Consider the following 14,310-nt stretch of genomic DNA (forward strand, 5'->3'; position numbering starts at 1 on the left):
TTTTATGCGCAACAAATCGCGCTCAGTCGTCCATTGGGTCGGCGCCCAGCTCCGCCGTGCCCGATTCATCGACGACGTGCGAAGAAAGATTCAGGAGCCCGTTGCTTTGCGCGTACTGGAACAGTTCGGAATCGCGATCGAGCCCCAACTTGCGCAGCGCAGTGTTTTTCTGCGTGCTGATCGTCTTGATGCTGCGGTTCAGCTTCTCCGAAATCTCCTTGATGGTCAGGCCCGAAACGAAGAGCCGCACCACCTCGAGTTCGCGTTTGGAGAGAATCACTTCGTCGTTCTTGCCACCGCTGTTCAGGCGCAATGACTCCAGGGCCACTTTGACCTGCGGACTCAAATATTCGAGCTTGCGGCTCACATGCTGAATCGCGAGCCCGATGTGACTCAGGTCGTCCGATTTGTGTACAACGCCGATAGCACCCAGTTCGCGCAACCGCTTGAGCAGTGCAGGATTTTCGAGCATCGTCAGGACGACGATGGGGATGCCAGGAAAATTGCGGCGCAGATAGCCGACAAGCGGCAAGCCGTCGCCGTACTGCCCACCCGGCATGGCAAGGTCGGTGACGAGCACGTCGCACTGAGTCGTTTGCAGCACCTTGACCAGCTCGGTGGACTGGCGCGCACGCTCGACGACCTGAATACCCGGAAACTTGAGTAGCGCACTTTCCGCACCGAACAAGATGACCGGATGGTCGTCGGCAACCACGACCCTGATTTGCTGCTGCATTACCCCTCCGTGAAGGCTATCCGTCTCTCTTCCGATAAAGTCACCCTCGCACATTGAGCACGTGAAAGCCTGGCACAACAAGCTATCCAGATTGGCAACCAGGGGAGCACGCGACGATAGCGGAGTTCCGTCAGCGCGACATGATCAGTGAAACGAAACGTTTTTTCGAAATACCGCTATATTGGATCAACTCCGATCTGGAACACAATTCGAAATGCCCCGTCAGATGATCGTGTGCAGCGTTTGACGTCTATCCATGCAGGAGGGCTGATCAATGGTTCGTGTCCACACCAGCCAGCCGCGTTCACGCTGCCTTCAGCTCGTCTCGCGTTGTGCGGCGATGACGCTCATCGCTCATGCATATGGCATCGCTTACGCAGGCGAAATGTTTTCGCTTTCTAGCACGGCATTCCACGACGGCGGGCGTGTCAACACAGCGCAGGTCTTCAACGAGGCAGGTTGTGACGGAGGCAACCGCTCGCCGCAACTGACGTGGCGAAACGCGCCGGCGGGCACGCGCAGTTTCGCCGTCACGATGTTCGATCCCGACGCGCCCGGCCACGGCTGGTGGCACTGGGCGGTCGCAGACATTCCGGCGGGCGTGACGACACTGCCCGAGAACGCGAGTGCATCGGGCGCGGTGAAGTCGGTCGGTGCCGTCGAGGCGCGTAACGACTTCAGTACCGACGGCTACGGCGGCCCATGTCCGCCTGCCGGCAAGCCCCATCGCTACGTGGTCACCGTGTACGCACTCCGCATCGACCGGCTCGGACTCCCGCCAGGCCGCCCGGCCGCAATGTTCGACCACGAGATAACGGGGTCAGCACTCGGCAGCGCGCAAATCACGGTCACTTATGGACGCTGAACGGCTTCTTGCCTGCGAGCATTCGCGATTGCGTCACCGGTAGTCAGTCAATCGCCCGGTCCGATGCGCGTAGGAGCGGGCGCAGTAGAAACGGTCAGGATCGGCGACGCCGCGCGTTGCGTCGTCTGCGACCACGCTCGAATCAGCGCGCCAGCGCCCTTCCGTCCGGGAAACTCCCAATTTTTTCCGACACGGTCCGCACGTTCAAGCGTATCCAGTTTTAAAATACCGTTCCGGCGCCGGACGGGTCACCCCGTTGCGCCAGCGTCCCGTAATCCCCGCGTTCAGAGAGATTGAGATGAGCACGAAAGTTTTTGTCGACGGACAGGAAGGCACGACCGGCCTGAAGATTTTCGAATACCTGTCAGCGCGCGCCGACGTCGAGATCCTGCGTATCGACGATGCAAAGCGCAAGGACGTCGAGGAACGCCGTCGCCTCATCAACGCCTCGGACGTTACGTTCCTCTGCCTGCCCGATGTCGCATCGCGCGAATCGGCGTCGCTGGTCGATAACGATCGCACCGTGCTGATCGATGCAAGCACCGCGTTTCGCACGAGCGCCGACTGGGCCTACGGCCTGCCCGAACTCACCCGCGCGCAGCGTGAGCGCGTGCGCAATGCGAAGCGGATTGCCGTGCCGGGCTGCCACGCTTCGGCGTTCGTCCTCGCCATGCGCCCGCTCGTCGAGGCCGGTCTCGTCGCGCCCGATTTCGCCGCGCACGCCTACTCGCTGACCGGCTACAGCGGCGGCGGCAAGAAAATGATTGCGGAGTACGAAGCAGGCGACAACGCGAAGCTGATGAGCCCGCGCCCCTACGCGCTCGGACTCACGCACAAGCACCTGCCGGAGATGGCCGCGCACGGCGGTCTTTCGTCCGCGCCGGTGTTCACGCCGATCGTCGGTCCGTTCTACAAGGGCCTCGTGGTCACGACCTATTTCTCGCCGAAGCAGCTCACGCGGCGTGCGAAACCGCAGGACGTGCAGGCGCTCTTCGCTGAATACTATGCGGGCGAGCAGTTCGTGCGCGTGGCGCCATTCAACGCCGATGAAAATCTCGACAACGGTGCCTTCGACGTCCAGGCGAACAACGACACAAACCGCGTCGACCTGTTCGTGTTCGGCAACGATGAGCAATTCGTGACGCTCGCTCGCCTCGACAATCTGGGCAAGGGCGCTTCGGGCGCAGCGATCCAGTGCATGAACCTCGCCATCGGCGCGCCGGAAGAAACTGGCCTGAAGCGCTGATCGGCATTGCGTTTGGGGGTTTGCTCCAGGCGGTGCAAAGCAAAACCGGCTCTAAGAAGAGCCGGTTTTTTTATGCGCGCTGCCTTTAGGCGACGAAACGCGCGCGCAAAACCTACGGACGAAAAAAAGCCCGCCAAGTTGGCGGGCTGAATCCATATCAGAGGAGACATGGAGGAGACAGGAACAAGTATATCGACAAACGTGGTGCAACGCAACATGTAAAGTAGTACGGACCCGCATGTTGCTCTTTTGCAACACCGGCCCTACCGGCCGCTCATCGAGAGAATGAACGTGAGCTGATCGAGCCCCACGGGGCGGACCAGATGGACATCGAAGCCCGCCGCCAGCGCCTCGTCGCGGCTACGGATTTCGCCCCAGCCCGTCAGCGCAATGAGCAGCGGCAAGTGCGCACCGCAAGCGTCGCGCAGGCGGTGCACGATCGTTGCGGGGTCGTCCTCCAGCAACGACAGCGCGACGATCGCCACATCCGGTACGAAGCGCGCGGCAGCCAGCGCCGCGTCGTCGAGTGTTCGCGCCACGGCGATGGGGTAATCGAGGTCGGTGAGCAGCGTGCCGAGCCCCGTTAGTGATTGTTCGTCGTTGTCGGCGATCAGGATGCGCGTATCCACCCGCCCTCTCCTGCGATTGTGGTTGTCATTCGACCCATGCCCTGTTCCGTTCGCCCCGGCGAGCCGCAAGGCCGGATCCCTCCCGCCTCACGATGTCATCCAGCGAGATGTTTGGCATTGTGCCGCTCCACGACAGCCCACATAGTGCGACACCGAGCACTCCACTCATATGAGGATTGCGGTGCCGCCGAAGCATGTGTCAACAGTACGTCCGGCCAGACGATCCCAATTACCTCGCGCCTATGCGTCGCCCACCGTTTGCCCTGCGCGCCGTGCCGCAACCCGCCCGAGCACCGCGAAATCGCGGTCCCCGTCGCCGTGTGCGACCGCCTCGATCAGGCTGTCGCGCACGACGCTCGCCACGGGCATCGGCGCTGACACCTCGTCCGCCGCCGCGAGCGCGAGCCGCACGTCCTTGAGCCCGAGCCGCGCCTTGAAAAGCGCCGGTTCGTAGCGCCGTTCAGCGATCATCGCGCCGTAGCCCAAGTACACCGGCCCCGGGAAAGGCCCGCCCGTCACGACGTCGAGAAAATCGCGCATGCCAACGCCATGGCCCGCGAGCAGCGCCGCTGCCTCGCCGAGCGTCTCCACCGCCGACGCCAGCATGAAATTCGCCGCCAGCTTCATCACGTTTGCCTGCTGCGGCAGCGCGCCGATGCGCCAGGTCTTCTGCCCGACGACATCGAGGAGCGGCTGCACACGGTCGACAGCAACCGCCGCGCCCGCTGCGACGATCGTGAGTTTCGCGGCCCGCGCGGCGTCCGGGCGGCCAAGCACGGGTGCCGCCACATAGTGCAGGCCGCGTTCGGCATGCTCGCGCGTGAGCTGGGCCGCGAGCGCGACGGAGATCGTCGCCATGTTCACGTGAACGATGTCGCGCGGCGCCGCGTCGAGCAGGGCGGCATCGATGACGTCGCGCACCGCCGCGTCATCGGCCAGCATCGACAGGACAGCGTCGCCCGCGAACGCTTCGGCGGGCGTGGCGACCCACTGTGCACCGGCTGCGACGAGCGGCTGCGCGCGTTCTGGCGTCCGGTTCCAGACCCGCACCCGATGTCCCGCCTTCAGCAGATTCGCGGCAATCTCACTGCCCATATCGCCGAGGCCGATAAATCCGATATCCATCCCATGCTCCTTCGTGCTTCGTATTTCGTGTCGAGAACCGGAAGTAGATCACACGCTACGGCGGACTGCAGTGATCCGGCGCACCGCCGTCCCGTCAGTGCGATACTGGCCGCATGGTTACCGCCACTTTCCGCTTCTACGAGGAGCTGAACGACTTCCTTGCGCGGCCGCTGCGCCGTCGCGAATTCAGTTGCGCGTGCGCGCGCAATGCCACCGCGAAGCACATGATCGAAGCACTCGGCGTGCCGCACACCGAAGTGGAGCTGATTCTCGTGAACGGTGTGTCGGTGGGCTTCGATCATCTGCTCGCCGACGGGGACCGCGTCGCCGTCTATCCCACGTTCGAGGCGCTCGATATCCGGTCGCTGCTACGCGTGCGCGCAGCACCGCTGCGCGAGCTGCGCTTCGTCGCCGACGCCCATCTGGGCGGCCTCGCGCAGTTGCTGCGTCTCGCGGGTTTCGACACGCTCTACGACAACAACTACCCCGACGACGAAATCGAAGCGCTGGCGGCAGCGGAACATCGCATCGTGCTCACGCGCGATCGTGAACTGCTCAAACGTCGCACCATTACCCATGGCTGCTACGTGCGCGCGCTCAAACCACGCGCGCAACTGCACGAGATCTTCGAACGGCTCGATCTGGCTGCGAGCGCGCGGCCCTTCCGGCTCTGCCTTTCGTGCAACGCGCCACTGCGGTCGATCGAACGCTGCGAGGTGCGCGCACGTGTCCCGGAGGGCGTCTTCGAGCGTCAGACGCGCTTCGTCACCTGCGACGTCTGCCGACGCGTGTTCTGGGAGGGCTCCCACTGGCAGCGCATGCGCGCGCTGATGGACGTCCTCACGCAGGCCGCCCCGGCCGCTGGAACATGAAACGAAACCCACAGCAAAACGCGAGTGCGATGGACGCGCCCGGTCGAATGCGTACAATGCGCGCCAATGCCTAACACCGGAGCCGACAGCATGGCCATGAAGAAATTCGACCTTGAGAAAAACAAGGCGCTGAAACTGATGCAATCGACGAACCAGTCCGGGCCTGATCGCTTCGGCAAAGGCTCGGGGGCAACGCCCGCAGCGGTGGACCGCCGCGAGCGCCGCAAGCTCGATCAGGCGCAGGGGCTCGTGCCGTTCGCCTGCAAGCTCAACGCCGATCTGGTCGCTCAGTTGAAGTCGCGTGCCGAGAGCCATCCCGGCGGCCTGAATGGCCTCGTGACCGAGTTGATCGAAGCGGGCCTCGCGCGCGACGCGTCGTAACGCTCGCCGCGATAAAAAAAGCCAGAGCATCCGCTCTGGCTTTTTTCCGGATCCGCGGCGCCCGGCGTTGCGGCCACGCGCGGCGCGATCTCACGCGATTTAGTTCGGCTCACCCTTGTCAGCCGTGCCCGCCGCCGACGCGGCTTCCTCCACGGCAGCGCGCTTGCCGTGGTGCTTGAGTTGTTTGTGCGCCTTCCTGGCCTTCTCCGGAGTCGCAGCAGCCGGTGAGGCCGGTGCAGCTTCCGTCGCTTGAGCGAAGGCCTGAACCGAAATCAGCGCAACCGAAGCGGTAACGAGCGCCGCAATAATCTTCTTCATTCAATAATCCCCAAGACTGACAAATCGAGTCGGCGTGTGGTGAATCAAGACCGCGCGAAACGCCCGCTCGCCGACTCCCGCAGGCGTTCACGCGAGAAAAGTATTGCGTAGCGATGGGGCGTTTGTCATCCGCAAAAGGGGACGGTGTATTTACCGGAAGACACGCTGCTTTCAATTCGGATACGATCGAGATCCGTGTGCACCACGTCAGCGCCCAGGCGCTGACACCGTTGTCCAGAAATGGGTGCCGCGTCTGTCCTCGAAGAAAGAGAAATCCGCTTGAAATCCGCCTCCCGCCAACACCTGCGCGCCAATCTGCTCATGCTGGCCGCCGCCATGATCTGGGGCTCGGCCTTCGTCGCTCAACGACTGAGCCTCGATGCCATCGGTCCGTTCCTGTTCACCGGCCTGCGCTTCCTGCTCGGCGCAGCGGTCGTCTCCACGCTCGTGTTCGTGCGACGCCAGTCCGCGCGCTGCACCCAGAACGTCCCGCAACCGCCGCTCTTCGATGCCGCGCTCGTGCGCTCCGGCGTCCTGCTCGGCCTGCTGCTCGCTGTGGCGATTTCGCTGCAGCAGATCGGCCTCCGCTATACGAAGATCGCCAATGCGGGCTTCATCAGCTCGCTCTACGTGATTCTCGTGCCGCTGATCGGCGTGGTGCTGCGCCACCGTACCGGTCCCGGTACGTGGCTAGGCGCCGTGCTGGCCGTGATCGGGCTCTATCTGCTGAGCATCAACGAGCATTTCTCGATCATGTACGGCGACTGGTATCAGCTCGGCTGCGCGCTCGTGATCTCGGTCCAGGTGATGCTCGTGGGTCACTACGCGCCGCGCCATGATCCGCTCGTGCTATCCGTCATGCAGTTCGTCACGTGCGGAGTCGTCTGTCTCGCCATCGGCCTTGCGTGCGAGCCCGTGCAGCTTGCGAGCCTCCTGCGCGCCGCACCGACGATCCTCTATGGCGGCGCGCTTTCAGTGGGTGTCGGCTACACGATCCAGGTGGTCGCCCAGCGCGATGCGGCGCCCGCGCACGCGGCCGTGATCTTTAGCATGGAAGGGGTGTTCGCTGCGCTCGCGGGCTGGGCTGTGCTCGGCGAAACGCTCACGCCGCGCGCGCTCGTTGGCTGTGCGCTAATGCTGGCCGGCCTGCTCGCGTGCCAGTTGCTTCCCGCTGGGCTATTTCGCACCGAACGCGAAACACACCCGCAACCGGCCGAACCGGCCTGACGACATCTTTCTGGGTGGCCCGCTTCCGAAAACGGGCCGCGAGGATCGGCTACTGCCGCGCTCGACGTTGTCCACACGCACTTCTGGACAAGCTGGGGATGACTTGGCGAACGTGCTGTGGACCCTTTCTTGATAACTGGTCCACTTGCGCTGACGCGTCAAAAGTTATCCCCGAAGTCCGCCGTGGATTCAGGGTTTTCCCGCACGGCTATCCGTTTCGCATCGACCTGATCTGACAGGCATTTTCGGCGTTGTCCACAGCGAACGGTCACCCTTGTTAACTTCTACTACATATATATAGGTTGAATCTTATATAGAGATAAGGCGAGACCGTTCAGCAAACGTGAACGAATGTGTCAGTCCGCGCGAGACAACGTCGCATCGACGAAACGCGGAACGCCCAGCAACGCGCGTCGCGCGATAGAACGCAGGATCTCGCCTCGACGGCCGCACAAGCGCACCGTCTCTCCCGCCGAGTAAGTTTGTCCGCGATGCACACACGCCCACGCGAGGCACTGCACGACAGGCACAGACGCATCGTCCGGCGGCGCGGGTAAGCCAAGACTAACCACGACAACACCTGCATGCCCCGCTCGCTGCGCGAGCACGCCTTCGGCCAGTTCGCGCGCAACCGCCTCGCTGATGAGCCCACATTGTTCGGCGGTTGAGGCGCGCACGCCGGGCAGGTCCGCAGTCGCGCAAGGCGAATGCACAATGAGCCCGAAATCAAGACAATCCGTGGCGCCCGGCACGTCGGCAAGCATCGCGGCAATCCGCCCGGCCGTGCAGGTCTCCACGCTCGCCAGCACGAGCCCGCGCGACTTCAGATAGCCGACGATCTGCTTCGCGATATTCATGTCCGACGCAGACTAGGCGCCCGACATCAACAGGTCGACCGTGGAGGCGAGATTGCGCAAGCCGACCGTCGCCAGATTGGCCTCCACCACACCGAAGCACTCGATCCGGCGCGGCACCGGATCGACGATGAAATTGCGATTGTGCCGCCCGATGCGTTCGCGCGGCAGCAGCCGTTCGGGCGGTATCACCTCGAACGCGGTGCCGATGGCGATGAACAAATCGTCCGGCGTCATCGCCGATTGAATGCGCCACAGCGTCTCGTATTCAGGCGCGGCCTCGTTGAAAAACACCACGCCGGGCTTCACGCCATCCGCGTGCCCGCACGAGGGGCACGTCGCCTGCGGATCGAGTTTCTCGCCGCTCATCGGAAAACGGTGGTCGCAATCGGTACACAGAAGGGTGACCATGTCGCCGTGCAGATGCGTGACCTGACGCGCGCCCGCCTGCTCGAGCAAGTCGTCGATATTCTGCGTGACGAGATGCACGCGTTCCGTACCCCATGTCTCCTGCCATTCGGCCAGCAACCGGTGCGCGTCGTTGGGGCGAGCGTCCCCGTACTCGGCAAGACGCTCGTTGTAGAAGCGGAACACCGCCGGGCGGTTGCGGCGCCAGGTCAGGTAGTTGCATACCTCGTCGATGCTGTCGCGAGACCAGATGCCATCGCCCGTGCGGAACGTCGAAATTCCGCTCTCCGCCGAGAGGCCTGCCCCCGAAAACACGTACATACGGGGCATACGCCGTTGTTGCTGTTCGGCCAATTTCGTCTCCTTGTTTGCTCGGCGACATTATGACGCTGCATCACGCGTCGGGCAGCGAGGCGGACACCACGTTTGTCCTTGAGCATCGCGCCGGGAAATTTCTATTGGGGTGCGAATCGATTCGCGATGCTACGGCCTCTTACGCAACTAGAGGACGTCAGTCGATTCGATGAAAAGGTTGTGCCGAGCCGCTGCGATGCGTGGAGGCGAGGCGCGTCCGGCAGATGCAAAAAAAAGCCGGAGGCGCAAACCTCCGGCTTTTCCTGGCGAGTGCTGTAACGACGCGTCAGGCCAGATCGAAGCGGTCGAGGTTCATCACCTTGACCCACGCTGCCACGAAGTCACTGACGAAGCGCTCCTTGCCGTCTGCACTGGCGTACACCTCGGCCAGCGCGCGCAGGACCGAGTTCGAACCGAATACGAGGTCCGCACGGGTGCCGGTCCACCTGGCCTTGCCCGTCTGGCGGTCGTGGCCTTCGTAGACATCGCCGGCCGGCTTCCACTCCGTGCCCATGTCGAGCAGATTGACGAAGAAGTCGTTGGTCAGCGCGCCCGGGGTGTTCGTGAACACACCATGCTTGCTGCCATCGACATTGATGTTGATGGCGCGCAGGCCGCCAATCAGCACGGTCATCTCCGGAGCGGTCAGTGTCAGCTGTTGAGCCTTGTCGATCAGCTGGGCTTCGGCGGGAACCGGTTGCTGGCCCTTCTCGAAGTTGCGGAAGCCATCGGCGACCGGCTCGAGCACGGCCATTGCAACAGGGTCGGTCTGCTCGGCGGTGGCATCGACGCGGCCCGCCGCAAACGGCACCGTGACGGTGACGCCAGCGGCCTTCGCGGCCATCTCGACACCGACGCTGCCCGCCAGCACGATCACATCGGCGAGCGAGGCCTTGCCCGACGCCTTCTGGATTGCTTCCAGCTTCGCCAGCGTGCCCCGGACCGGCTGGTTGACTGCCCAGTCGTTCTGCGGCGCGAGGCGGATGCGCGCGCCGTTGGCGCCGCCGCGCTTGTCGGAACCGCGGAACGTCGACGCCGACGCCCAGGCTACGGCAACCAGCTCCGCAGCCGACAGGCCCGACGCGGCGATCTTCGCCTTCAGATCGGCGATATCTGCGTCACTTGGCTTGTGCGTCGCAGCGGGCAGCGGGTCCTGCCACAGCAGATCTTCACGCGGCACTTCGGGGCCCATGTAACGTGCCTTCGGGCCCATGTCGCGGTGGGTCAGCTTGTACCACGCGCGTGCAAACGCGTCGGCGAACGCCTGCGGATTGTTCAGGAAGCGGCGCGAGATCTTCTCGTAGGCCGGGTCGATGCGCAGCGACAGGTCGGTCGTGAGCACGGTCGGCTTGCGCTTGGGCGCATCGGGCGTCGGCCCCGGGACGACTGCCTCGGCGTCCTTGGCGACCCACTGGATTGCGCCGGCGGGGCTCTTCTCCTGCACCCATTCGTACTTGAACAGGTTTTCGAAGAAGTGGTTGCTCCACTGTGCGGGCGTCTGCGTCCACGTGACTTCGATGCCGCTGGTGATTGCGTCGATCCCCTTGCCCGAGCCGAAGGTGCTGGCCCAGCCGAGGCCCTGCGCTTCAAGCGGCGCGGCTTCGACAGCCTCTCCCACATTGCTTGCGGGACCGGCGCCGTGCGTTTTGCCGAACGTGTGACCGCCGGCGATCAGCGCAACCGTTTCTTCGTCGTCCATCGCCATGCGCGCGAAGGTCTCGCGGATGTCGACCGCCGCCGAGACCGGGTCGCCATTGCCGTCCGGACCTTCCGGATTCACGTAGATCAGGCCCATCTGCACGGCGGCGAGCGGGTTGTCGAGATCGCGCTCGCCCGAGTAGCGGCTGTCGGGATTGTTGGTCGGCGCGAGCCAGGTCTTCTCGGCGCCCCAGTAGACGTCCTGATCCGGTTCCCAGGTATCTTCGCGGCCGGCGCCGAAACCGAAGGTGCGGAACCCCATCGTTTCGAGCGCGACGTTGCCGGTCAGGATCATCAGGTCGCCCCACGAAATCTTCTGGCCGTACTTCTGCTTGATCGGCCACAGCAGGCGGCGCGCCTTGTCGAGGCTGACGTTGTCAGGCCAGGAGTTCAGCGGCGCGAAACGCTGCTGGCCCCGGCCGGCGCCGCCACGGCCGTCGCCCGTGCGGTAGGTGCCGGCAGCGTGCCAGGCCATGCGGATGAATAGCGGGCCGTAGTGGCCGAAATCAGCCGGCCACCATTCCTGCGAGTCGGTCATGAGCTTGCGCAGGTCGGCCTTGAGGGCTTCGTAGTCGAGCTTCTTGAATTCTTCGCGGTAGTTGAACTTGCGTCCCAGCGGGTCCGATTTTTCGGAGTGCTGGTTCAGCAGGTCAACGCGCAGTTGATTGGGCCACCAATGCTGGCTGGTCGTACCACTACCGGCGGCCTGACTGGCCGGCGAGGCGTGGCCGGTAAAAGGGCATTTGGATTCGGCTGACATCGTTTCCTCACTTCGTGGATGGTCACGGTGCCGCGCCAGCTAGATGCGACGCGTGCGGGCACGGGCAGTCAACAAAGAATAGCGGAACGCTGTCGTATGTATATTTGAAATGCGCTATGGCACTGATTGCCCCCCTTTGCCTCGCAGGCGCTGTCAGATGCCGATTGAACCGGTCGCCAGCGACAAGGTGCACGGCGCATGCCCAGTCGCCCCCGCATATCGGACTGCGCTCCGCGGTGGAGTGCCCGCTGGGTCCGAATGCAAATCAGAGGGAGCACACGACAGAAATCAGAAAGCCCCTTCCGCGCTATGGCGAAAGGGGCCTTCCTGATTGTGCAAAGCAGCGTGTTGTCGTGTGGAGCGAAGCCGTTACGCAGCTTTACGGTGGTAGTGCCGCAGCTTCTCTTCGAAGCGGCGCGGCTGGCTAAAACTGGACACCCGCTTCAGATAGCCGATGATGCGCGTCGCAAAGTCGACATTTCGGCTACCGCAGCACTCGCACTCGTGGCGTGTCTTCTTGTCGATATGACCGCAATCGTTGCAGATCGTGGTCTTGACGTTGACACACCAGTAGTTGCAGCCCGTACGAGCGGCGACGCCGAACAGTTTCAAATACCCCGCTTCGGTCAGTCGTTCATCCAGATTCAGGTGCAGCGCCGAACCGCCATCGAGGTACTGGATGACCTCCTTGCCATGCAACTGGAACTTGTCGAGCGCGTTGGTCTCAAGATCCTCGACCACATAGAAGTACGAGTTGTAGCAGTCTCGGGTCACCTTGTAGCCCGCCGCCCTATCCCATTTCGCGTTCTTCGGACCCAGATTTTCAGCCGGAACGAACTCGGTGTTGAAGCGGTGGCCAAACTCGGCATGCGCTGCGCGGTTCAGGTCGTAAATCACCTTGAGCTGTTTTTGCACAAAGCCGATGTACGCCTCATTGGGGCCGATTTCCAGACCGAGCGACTCAGCAGCTTCCACCATGCCATTGATGCCGATGGTCAGATACTGCTTGTCCATCGAAATGAAGCCGGCGTCGTAGACGGGCAGCATGCCCGCCGCCTGATACTTCTCCATCAGCTTGCGATGAGCCAGCTGATAACGCTGGATCTTGCGAATTTCGGTCGCGAGGTCGCGCTTGTCCTGCACCAGCCGGTTCATGTTCAGCGTGATGACGTTGAGCGACCCGGTGGAGACACCACCGGCACCCAGCGTGTAGCTGAATTCCGTATCCGTGAATTCGTTGCGCAGCCGGCAGCAACTGGCCAGGCTATCCGCCGATTCGCTCATGTAGACGAAGAAGCTATTGCCCTCGCTCATCGAACGCGCGCAGTCTCGTGCAAACGTTTGATCCACCGGTTGACCGTCTTTCACCAGCATGGCCGCTGTGACGACCGGGAACGTGAGCACAGCTTTCGTGCGTTCCTGATTGAACCAGTCCATGAAAAACCGTTGCAGGCCGCTGATGCTTTCCCATTGCGGCGCGCTCATGTCAGGGAAAACAAAGGTGCCGAACATGCTCTCGAAGTACGGCTGGTCGTACAGCGAGATGTTCCAGAACACACTCTGGTAACCGCGAGCGGCAGCCGGCTGGTTCAGCGCATAGACGACGTGCTGTAAGTGGTTTTCGACCCGCGAGCGATGCGTGTTCAGGTAGTCGTCGCCATAGTCCCTGCGGCAGAAGTAGTCGAAATAAAGGAGAAATTCGACGGTTGCGACTGCGCCCGCAAACTGCGCGCTCACCGCGAACACGAAATTGATGAAGGTGCCGCAGAACGATTCGATGTGTTTCGGCGCCTTCGACTCGCCACCCAGCTTGGTCAGACCATCGAGCAGCAGCGGATACATGCTCACGGACACGCAATACGGACGCAGCGATGTCTCGTCATGCACATATATTTCGTGGTCCGTAATTTGCCGGATGTACTCTTCGGCCAGCTCCTCGCCAAACATGGACGAGATCTCCTGGCTGATTAGGCGCCGGTTGATCTGGATATTGAAATCCTTGTGCAACTCGGCTTCCAGTGTCGCGATGTTCTTGTCCTGCACGTTGGCGTTGGCGTCCAGTGCTGCGCCATCGGCGGCCGTGGCCGCTTCCGCATAGTGCCGCAGGAAAGCCAGTTTTTGGTCCACCTGGGTGCTGGTCAGTTGTGTAAACATCGAGGCTCCTTAATCCCAAAACAAGGGGGTGAGGTCCGTGCCTGTCGGCACGTGTGTTAGTCGTTGATTCGTGGTTTTCTGGTTCAGACCGCCAAGCCTGGCAACATAAGGACCGGTCTTCAGATAGTCGAGCATCTGCTCGAGCGCAGGTGCCAGCCGCTCTTCGCCGGTGTACAACGCAACCTTGTAGCCGAGGCGCTTTGCCAGTGCGAGATACTCCGGCAACGCCGCCTCCCATTCGCCTCCCATGAACAGCACGCACGAAGCCAGGCCCTTATAGCGCTGGAGCCATGCGTCGAAAGCATCCAGGCTCAACGGGTCTCCAGCCGCGGCGTCCTGCAATACCTGGGAGTGGCACCCCGCGCATGCGAGCGGGCAACCCGTCATGAAAAATCCCAGGCAGATTTCGTCGGGTATCTCCTGAAACAGTACGTCGATAGCGACTTGGCGCATGGTTACGATCTTTATCGAGATGCCGAATCGTATACTAGATATAGTTGTTTTATTGATAGGCGGCACAACATATTGTGCAAAAATGACATAAGTCAAATCCACGGAAAAGCCCGTAATTTTTTTCGTCAGCCACCTGAAGTGCAGTCGAACACCACGCGTCATGGGTGAGGATGCAGCGATCCAATCCGGGTGCGACGGGGGCTCGTGGACGTCTCGGCCTCAGTTACAAG

General features: G+C 62.4%; 14 protein-coding genes. 5 read left to right on the forward strand and 9 right to left on the reverse strand.

Features of this window, described 5'->3' with window-relative positions; translation table 11 throughout:
• Positions 1 to 22: 22 nt before the first annotated feature.
• Positions 23 to 736: a response regulator gene (locus L0U80_RS14125; RefSeq protein ID WP_233865013.1), complete on the reverse strand. Its 714-nt coding sequence runs from the start codon at positions 734 to 736 to the stop codon at positions 23 to 25.
• A gap of 274 nt (positions 737 to 1,010) precedes the next feature.
• Between L0U80_RS14125 and L0U80_RS14130 the strand changes: the two genes are divergently transcribed.
• Positions 1,011 to 1,601 (forward strand): YbhB/YbcL family Raf kinase inhibitor-like protein, encoded by a 591-nt coding sequence (locus L0U80_RS14130; protein ID WP_373322162.1) that lies wholly within the window; start codon positions 1,011 to 1,013, stop codon positions 1,599 to 1,601.
• A 298-nt stretch (positions 1,602 to 1,899) separates the two neighbouring features.
• Entirely contained in the window at positions 1,900 to 2,847 is a 948-nt protein-coding gene (argC, locus tag L0U80_RS14135; RefSeq protein ID WP_233865015.1) for an N-acetyl-gamma-glutamyl-phosphate reductase, read from the forward strand.
• Positions 2,848 to 3,110: 263 nt separating this feature from the next.
• Here argC and L0U80_RS14140 read toward each other — a convergent pair whose 3' ends face one another.
• Positions 3,111 to 3,476: a response regulator gene (locus L0U80_RS14140; RefSeq protein ID WP_233865017.1), complete on the reverse strand. Its 366-nt coding sequence runs from the start codon at positions 3,474 to 3,476 to the stop codon at positions 3,111 to 3,113.
• 240 nt (positions 3,477 to 3,716) lie between these two features.
• The gene (locus L0U80_RS14145; RefSeq protein ID WP_308444868.1) at positions 3,717 to 4,625 is read right to left on the reverse strand and encodes an NAD(P)-dependent oxidoreductase; all 909 of its coding nucleotides are present in this window, start codon (positions 4,623 to 4,625) and stop codon (positions 3,717 to 3,719) included.
• Between the two features lie 89 nt (positions 4,626 to 4,714).
• Here L0U80_RS14145 and L0U80_RS14150 point away from each other — a divergent pair, with 89 nt between their 5' ends.
• Together L0U80_RS14150 and L0U80_RS14155 are read left to right on the forward strand one after the other, a co-directional pair.
• Positions 4,715 to 5,473 (forward strand): Mut7-C RNAse domain-containing protein, encoded by a 759-nt coding sequence (locus tag L0U80_RS14150; protein ID WP_233865021.1) that lies wholly within the window; start codon positions 4,715 to 4,717, stop codon positions 5,471 to 5,473.
• A gap of 90 nt (positions 5,474 to 5,563) precedes the next feature.
• Positions 5,564 to 5,854 carry a hypothetical protein gene (locus L0U80_RS14155; protein WP_233865023.1) on the forward strand — a complete coding sequence of 97 codons (291 nt, stop codon included), beginning with the start codon at positions 5,564 to 5,566 and terminating at the stop codon, positions 5,852 to 5,854.
• Between the two features lie 99 nt (positions 5,855 to 5,953).
• Here L0U80_RS14155 and L0U80_RS14160 read toward each other — a convergent pair whose 3' ends face one another.
• Complete coding sequence (locus L0U80_RS14160) at positions 5,954 to 6,172, reverse strand: hypothetical protein (RefSeq protein WP_233865025.1); 219 nt, start codon at positions 6,170 to 6,172, stop codon at positions 5,954 to 5,956.
• A 279-nt stretch (positions 6,173 to 6,451) separates the two neighbouring features.
• Between L0U80_RS14160 and L0U80_RS14165 the strand changes: the two genes are divergently transcribed.
• Entirely contained in the window at positions 6,452 to 7,399 is a 948-nt protein-coding gene (locus L0U80_RS14165) for a DMT family transporter (protein ID WP_233865027.1), read from the forward strand.
• Between the two features lie 356 nt (positions 7,400 to 7,755).
• Here the strand turns inward: L0U80_RS14165 and L0U80_RS14170 are convergent, their stop codons facing one another.
• The 5 genes from L0U80_RS14170 to L0U80_RS14190 all read right to left on the reverse strand — a co-directional run bounded on the left by L0U80_RS14170 (position 7,756) and on the right by L0U80_RS14190 (position 14,080).
• Positions 7,756 to 8,256, reverse strand: a complete 501-nt coding sequence (locus L0U80_RS14170; protein WP_233865029.1) for a CinA family protein — start codon at positions 8,254 to 8,256, stop codon at positions 7,756 to 7,758.
• A gap of 12 nt (positions 8,257 to 8,268) precedes the next feature.
• Positions 8,269 to 8,991, reverse strand: a complete 723-nt coding sequence (locus L0U80_RS14175; RefSeq protein WP_233865031.1) for an SIR2 family NAD-dependent protein deacylase — start codon at positions 8,989 to 8,991, stop codon at positions 8,269 to 8,271.
• Positions 8,992 to 9,301: 310 nt separating this feature from the next.
• Complete coding sequence (katG, locus tag L0U80_RS14180) at positions 9,302 to 11,473, reverse strand: catalase/peroxidase HPI (protein WP_233865033.1); 2,172 nt, start codon at positions 11,471 to 11,473, stop codon at positions 9,302 to 9,304.
• A gap of 369 nt (positions 11,474 to 11,842) precedes the next feature.
• Positions 11,843 to 13,627, reverse strand: a complete 1,785-nt coding sequence (nrdD, locus tag L0U80_RS14185) for an anaerobic ribonucleoside-triphosphate reductase (RefSeq protein WP_233865041.1) — start codon at positions 13,625 to 13,627, stop codon at positions 11,843 to 11,845.
• Positions 13,628 to 13,636: 9 nt separating this feature from the next.
• Entirely contained in the window at positions 13,637 to 14,080 is a 444-nt protein-coding gene (locus tag L0U80_RS14190) for a 4Fe-4S cluster-binding domain-containing protein (RefSeq protein ID WP_233865043.1), read from the reverse strand.
• Between the last annotated feature and the right edge of the window lie 230 nt (positions 14,081 to 14,310).

Origin of the sequence: Paraburkholderia adhaesiva, assembly GCF_021390575.1 — a bacterium.
Lineage (GTDB): Bacteria > Pseudomonadota > Gammaproteobacteria > Burkholderiales > Burkholderiaceae > Paraburkholderia > Paraburkholderia adhaesiva.

Coding starts and splice junctions, on each gene's coding strand:
- L0U80_RS14175 (WP_233865031.1), bottom strand. CDS start 8,991: ATGCCCCGTATGTACGTGTTTTCGGGGGCAGGCCTCTCGGCGGAGAGC.
- L0U80_RS14170 (WP_233865029.1), bottom strand. CDS start 8,256: ATGAATATCGCGAAGCAGATCGTCGGCTATCTGAAGTCGCGCGGGCTC.
- L0U80_RS14125 (WP_233865013.1), bottom strand. CDS start 736: ATGCAGCAGCAAATCAGGGTCGTGGTTGCCGACGACCATCCGGTCATC.
- L0U80_RS14155 (WP_233865023.1), top strand. CDS start 5,564: ATGGCCATGAAGAAATTCGACCTTGAGAAAAACAAGGCGCTGAAACTG.
- L0U80_RS14150 (WP_233865021.1), top strand. CDS start 4,715: ATGGTTACCGCCACTTTCCGCTTCTACGAGGAGCTGAACGACTTCCTT.
- L0U80_RS14160 (WP_233865025.1), bottom strand. CDS start 6,172: ATGAAGAAGATTATTGCGGCGCTCGTTACCGCTTCGGTTGCGCTGATT.
- L0U80_RS14130 (WP_373322162.1), top strand. CDS start 1,011: ATGGTTCGTGTCCACACCAGCCAGCCGCGTTCACGCTGCCTTCAGCTC.
- katG (WP_233865033.1), bottom strand. CDS start 11,473: ATGTCAGCCGAATCCAAATGCCCTTTTACCGGCCACGCCTCGCCGGCC.
- L0U80_RS14190 (WP_233865043.1), bottom strand. CDS start 14,080: ATGCGCCAAGTCGCTATCGACGTACTGTTTCAGGAGATACCCGACGAA.
- argC (WP_233865015.1), top strand. CDS start 1,900: ATGAGCACGAAAGTTTTTGTCGACGGACAGGAAGGCACGACCGGCCTG.
- nrdD (WP_233865041.1), bottom strand. CDS start 13,627: ATGTTTACACAACTGACCAGCACCCAGGTGGACCAAAAACTGGCTTTC.